We start from the raw sequence: 6,114 nt of genomic DNA on the forward strand, positions 1-6,114 counted from the left end.
CCTGAGACGTCGAGGTCAGCGCGACGCCACCCGGGCCGACTGCACCGTGACGACGGAGGTGCGCCACCCGCGCCGATAGCGCCGGACCTCGACGACGATGCGGTGCCCGGCGTCCTCGCGGCGGATCAGGTAGCGCGATCCACCGGTCTGGGGCCTGCGGCCGGCGCGCAGCCAGCGGATCTCCATCATCCCGGCGGACGGGGTGGCCGAGCCCGTCCACACGCGGAGCGTGGAGCCGACGCGAGCGGTGCCGCTGATCGACGGGCGGCGGACGATCCGGAAGACGGCCCGCTCGACGGGGACGGTCGCCGACGACCTCGCGACCGCCCAGCGCCCGTCGAAGGCGTAGGCGCGCACCCGCACGGAGATGCGCCGCGCCACCGTGCTCGCGGGGAGTCGCAGCGAGCGTCCCACCTCGCCGGGGATCAGGTCCGTGCCGGCGAACCACTCGTAGGAGTAGGCGTACCTCAGCCCGTCCGGCGCCCAGGATCCGACGCGGGCCGTGAGGGTGGAGCCCACGCGCGCGGTGCCGACGATCGACGGCGGCGTCAGGTTGACGACGTCCTGGTGCACCTCCAGTGCCTGCGTGGTGGCGCTGCGCGTGCGATGGCCCGGCGCGGCCGCCGTCACCCGCAACCGGACCCGATGGTCCGCGGTCGAGGCGTCGAGGCGCAGGGTGGTCGCGGTGGCGCCGGGGATCGGCTGGTCGTCGAGGAGCCACTGGTGGCTCAGCGTGGCCGTGCCCGGGGTCCAGGAGCCGGAGACGGCCGTCAGGGTCCTGCCGACGCCGGGAGTGCCCTCGATGGCCGGGGCGACGTCGTAGGTGACGCGCGGAACCGTGGCCGACGGCGCCGACGTGCTCCACAGCTCGAACCCGTGCTCGAGGTCGCCCACCCCGAGGTAGAGCTCGTCGCCGACCGCGGCGAGGTTGCCGACCAGCTTCTCGAGCACCGGAGTCGGGAGCCCGAGATCGTAGAAGGAGAGGTCCGTGTCCTCGGCGATCACCGGCCCGGCCTCGCCGGGGGCGTAGGACCACAGGCTCCGCCCGTGCACCGCGTCGGAGGCTGCGAAGAAGAGGCGACCACGGGCGGCGGTCAGCTGCTCCGGCCTGACGATCCAGCTCGTGCCGCCCTGGCCGGCCGGAACCAGATCGACGGCGCGGCGCGTCCCCGCGGCGGTGCCGTCGGTGCGCCACAGCTCCCTGCGCCCGGAGGCGTCCTCGGCGAGGTAGTGCAGGACGCCGCCCAGGAACGCCGGCGAGCCCGTGACCGTGGCCGGCACCGCCGGGGCGATCTCGCCGACGCTGCCATCGCTGGGATCGGCCGCCCACAGGGCGACCGGCTGGCCGGCGGAGGCACGCAGCCCGAAGACCACCCGTCCACCGACCGCGATCGGGCGGATGTCCGAGCGCTGGCTGACGCGGTCGTCCGGCACGACCGGTCGCGGGGCCGTGCCGGCTCGGTCGGTCTGCCACAGCGCCAGCCCGCGGACGTCCTCGTAGGCCACGAAGTACACCGCGTCACCGACCGTGACGAGGTCGCGCGGCGCGGCCGACAGGGCCTGGCCGTCCGGTGCCTCACCGGGTCGCAGGTCGACGACGAGGCGGGTGCCGGCCTCGGTGCCGTCGGTGCGCCACAGCTCCTCGCCGTGCATGCCGTCGTTCGCCGCGAACCACAGCTCGTCGCCGACGGCCGCGAGCGGCACCGGGCTCGACGAGCCGTCGCCCGCCCTGATGTCGGCGACACGGTGGGTCCCGCTCACGGTGCCGTCGCTGGTCCAGAGCTCCCGATCGGCTCCACCCGGCTCGGAGGCGCCGAAGTAGATCCGCCCGCCGACGGCCATCAGCCTCGTGAACGGCTGCACGGCCCGCAGCTCCTGGGTGCCCTCGGGGGTGCCGTCGGTGATCCACAGGGCACGTCCGCCCGACGTGGCCGCCCCGCTGAGGAAGGCGCGGTCACCCGCCGCGACCGGAGACCCGGGCGCAGGGACCTCCAGTCGGGTCGACTCGCCACTGCGCGGATCGTGGGCGTGCAGCTCCGTCTCCCCCGCTGGCCCGGTCCGGGCCAGGAAGAAGGCGCGCCCGCCCACGTCGACGACCTTCTCGGGCCGTCCCGACGCCGGCCCCGGCCGCAGGTCGGCGACCAGGTCGACGCCCATCTCGGGACGCGCGACCGGATCGTCCGCCGCGAGCCCGGGCCCGGAGGGCACGACGAGCCCACCCGCTCCCACGATGCCGAGGGTCAGGGTCGCCAGGCGACGGGCCATGCGCATGAGGGTCTCCGAGATCTGCGGTGGGGGTCGAGACACGGCCGCTCGCGTGGCGATGCACCTCGCTGACGGCCGGAGTCAGGAGGAGCCAATCACGGACGTCGAGCTGAGCGCATGTGAACCGCTCTGAGGCCGGCCTCCGACCGCGAGCGCTGGAACATCAGTGACGCTGTTCCGACTGAGGTCTCATCGACGAGACCTCGACGACGGAGGTGACCTCCGCGGAATCTGGTGGTCCTGAGCGGATGGTTGGCGAACTCCTACCCCACACTGGACGTAGTGCTCCGGGCGTACCGAGAGCTGGATCTGACCGGTGTCACCGCGGCGCCCGAGGAGCCTGCTAAGCCTGAGCGGACGGTGCCGAAGCGAGCCCGATGGATCAACGACGGCGAACGTGATCGCCTGGTGGCCCGCTACGAGGCAGGAGCCCTGGTTCGGGAGCTGGCCGTGGAGTTCGGGCTGAATCGCACCACCATCGCCAAGCAGCTCAAGGCTGCCGGCGTCACGCTCCGAGGCGGCCCGATGACCCAGGACGAGATCTCAACCTGCATCGAGCTCTACGCCACCGGGATGTCGACACTCGCAGTCGCTGAAGCGATCAGAAGAGACAAGTCAGCAGTGTGGCGGGTGCTCAAGGACGCAGGCGTAGCCATGCGAGATCGTCAGGAGCGGGAGCGAGCGTCGTGATCCACCACGCGTCACCGAACCCGGCATCCTCCCCACGCGAAAAAACCCTTCGAGGTGTCCCCAATTTGGTGCACCAGTCCCGACTGTTTCAGCGAGTGCTCCTTGCGGTCGATGTGATTTCGCGGACGAGTAGGGCCGGAAGTCGAGCGACCTCGATCAGCGCTGGAGGCCTTGCGACGGTCGCGATCTCAGAGACTTGGTCATCCCCGTCGACGTACGTGGCATCGGCAGCAATCAGGATCACGTGTCCGCTCGTCAACGTCACCTGCCAGGTCATCGGGGACTGCCCCGAGTTTGGTTGACACCTTGACCTGCCTTACAGCCTGGGTTCCAGTTCCGGTGATGAGTCGAGGGCCTGGCTGAAAGGCTCCGAGAGTGCCTGTCCCATATCCGCCCGAGTTCCGTGCCCGTGCTGTGGCGCTGGTCCGTTCAGGCAAGCAGGTCAAGCAGACCGCCTACGAGCTGGGCATCAGCGCCGGCTGCCTGCACAACTGGATCCGTCAAGACCAGATCGATCGCGGCGAGCGGCCCGGCGTCTCGACGAGCGAGTCATCCGAGCTGCGCGCGGCCCGCAAGCGGATCCGCGCGCTCGAGACCGAACTCGCGATCGTCCGTGAGGCAGCGACCTTCTTGGACCAGGACAAGCCGCACCCAAAAGGGTCCACCCGGTGATCGACCGCTTGGCCGACGCCGGGATGCCCGCCGACGTCGCATGCCGCGTCCTGGGGGTCTCACGACAGGGCTACTACCGCTACAAGCGGCGACCCCTGTCCGCGACCCAGATGCGCCGCCAGTGGCTCACCGGCCTGATCCGCGAGATCCACGTAGCGTCCCGCGGTACCTACGGCTACCGGCGTATCCACGCCGAGCTGACGATGGCGATGGACGTTCAGGTCAGCTCGCGCCTGGTGTCGGTGCTGATGACGCAGGCCGGGATCTACGGACTCCCCGGCCCAGCACGCGTGAAACGCCTCAAGGGCGTGGCGACGTCTGGTGACCTGGTGAACCGGAAGTTCCATCGCCTGCGCTCCAACGAGCTGTGGGTCACCGACATCACCGAACACCCCACCCGGGAGGGAAAGGTCTACTGCGCAGCAGTTCTCGACGCCTTCAGCCGCCGCATCGTGGGCTGGTCCATCGACTCGCGCCAGGACTCCACCGTGGTCGTCAACGCCCTGGACATGGCCATCCGCAACCGCCGGCCGGCACCTGGCGGCATCGTGCACGCCGACCACGGAGTGCAGTTCACTTCGTGGGCCTTCGGCGAACGCATCCGCGCCGCGGGCCTGCTGCCCTCCTTCGGGACCGTCGGCGACGGCCTCGACAACGCGATGATGGAGAGCTTCTGGTCCTCGATGCAGATCGAGTTGCTCAACCGGCGTAAATGGAAGACCCGCGTCGAACTCGCGAACGCGATCTTCGAGTACATCGAGATCTTCCACAACCGCCAACGTCGTCACTCAGCCCTCGGCTTACAGAACCCCCATCGAGTACGAACTAACCTCACCCGCAAACACCGTCCCCGCCTGAGGACTCAACAGCGGAACTGGAAACCAGTCAGTAGGGCAGGTCAGAGTGTCAACCAAACCGGGGGAAGTCCCCCGACTTGGAATAAGTTCATTCACCGCGGCGGTCCCTTGAGTCTAGCGAGAAGCTTGAGGAGCAATTGCCGCATCGCGTGGTCGTCGACGATGTGCGTACCACTTGCTCCGCGTGATTCGTGTCGATCAAGTCCGTCTTCGCCTCGTACTACGTCGAGACCGTGGATCGATTGTGCGATGTCTTCCGCTAAAGCGTCCGCTCGCCGGTCGCCTTCGACCCAAGGGGTGACGAGACAGCAAGCAGACGCTCGAGTCATTCTTCCCTCGAGAAGTGCCTCGAGAATAATCACGATTTCCTCGCTCGTCAGTTGCGCTTCGGTCATTCCCATCTCCCGTCGGCGATCCTAGCGGCCAAACTGTCGTCCGAAATGAGCATCGAGGTGACTGGGCTCCCATCGAGTTCACGAATCACAACGTCATTTTGGCCATTTCCTCGGGAGAGGACTCGGACGAGGCGAGTATCTGTGCCTCGGACCTGGTAGTAGAGATCCCCGTTCGCCCAGACGTGATCGACATCGACACCCCGCGCTGCCGAGTTGAGGATATTGTGAACGTCATCGACCGGGCAGTTGTGAACGAGTATCTGAGCCTCAGTCACATAGTAATTGTGGTCACCACCAACGGAGAAGTTGTAGACGGTGGTGTCGGCTGGACGGACGTCGATCCCCTGGATGGCGGTCGAGCCGCCATTTCGTTGGGCTAGGTGGTCGCCGACCCTAAGGTCGCCTGACATGACCCAGCCGAGGCCCGCGACATAGAACGGATGCTCCTCGGTGACGGTGACCTTGGCGCCGCCGGCAACAGTGATCGTCATGACCTGATCAGCGTGCTTGTGGAAGAGGCCGGTAACGGTGCGGAGCTCGCTCCCGCCGGTCGCAAGGTTGCGAGCCCAGACCTTGTCGCCGATCTCGATGTCTTCGATGGGCTTCAAGCCGCTGACGGTCTCAACCTTGGTGCCGGCAACGAAGCAATTGCACGGCAGATGCGTCACGTCGTCGAGGAGTCGGGATTCTGTCTTTGCTGCATCTACAGCCGCAGCACCGGCGCGGATCTCTGCTTCTGTTCGGACTCCGGCCTGGACGCCAGCGGCACCCACACGGAGACCGTCGCTCGCGCCGAAGTCGACAAAACCAGTGAGGTCAAACGCAGCGAGTGCACAGTGGCCGGCCCCAGAGGCTGAGCCGAGGCCGCACTCAGTGAAGTCCTCTCCGATCACCTTCAGCGTGTTGCCCAGGAAGCTTCCAGCGGCTGCGAAGTACTTACCGCTGGCGTGGTAACGGTAGTTCTGAGGGATCTCGATCCCCGTCATCGCCTCCAGCGGGTTCTCGAGGTTGGGTCCATCAACGATCGAGGCCTTGAGCTGCTGCAGACGCACCTCGGCGTACTGCTCCTCTGACGGGCCGGAGTCCATGTGCTTCGGCTTCGGCGGGCCGCCGTTGGGGTTGGCCGTGGTCTCGCACGTGCCCTGGCGGACACAGATGTCGGCGTGAACCGCCCCGGAGTTTCCGGAGACTGTTTTTCTTGGCTCAGCCGGTTGGCATGAGCTCGTTCTTGGCAG

3 protein-coding genes and 1 pseudogene are annotated in these 6,114 nt (G+C 67.8%); 2 read left to right on the plus strand and 2 right to left on the minus strand.

Translation table 11 applies throughout. The features are described from left to right. Nucleotides 1-15 precede the first annotated feature (15 nt). Nucleotides 16-2,265 (minus strand): hypothetical protein, encoded by a 2,250-nt coding sequence (locus ACZDWJ_RS11445; protein WP_463521086.1) that lies wholly within the window; start codon nt 2,263-2,265, stop codon nt 16-18. Nucleotides 2,266-2,547: 282 nt separating this feature from the next. Here ACZDWJ_RS11445 and ACZDWJ_RS11450 point away from each other — a divergent pair, with 282 nt between their 5' ends. After that, a complete protein-coding gene (locus tag ACZDWJ_RS11450; RefSeq protein ID WP_463521087.1) occupies nt 2,548-2,955 on the plus strand; it encodes a hypothetical protein in 408 nt (135 codons plus the stop codon). 375 nt (nt 2,956-3,330) lie between these two features. Beyond that, nucleotides 3,331-4,442, plus strand: a pseudogene (locus ACZDWJ_RS11455) (IS3 family transposase); the annotation flags it as partial. 433 nt (nt 4,443-4,875) lie between these two features. Here the strand turns inward: ACZDWJ_RS11455 and ACZDWJ_RS11460 are convergent. Further along, a partial coding sequence (locus ACZDWJ_RS11460) for a polymorphic toxin-type HINT domain-containing protein (RefSeq protein WP_463521088.1) occupies nt 4,876-6,114 on the minus strand: 1,239 nt, incomplete at its 5' end.

Source organism: Nocardioides sp. B129/18, from assembly GCF_055282735.1.

Bases quoted from the DNA above. Each gene is read 5' to 3' on its own strand.
- ACZDWJ_RS11445 (WP_463521086.1), bottom strand. From the start codon at position 2,265: ATGGCCCGTCGCCTGGCGACCCTGACCCTCGGCATCGTGGGAGCGGGT.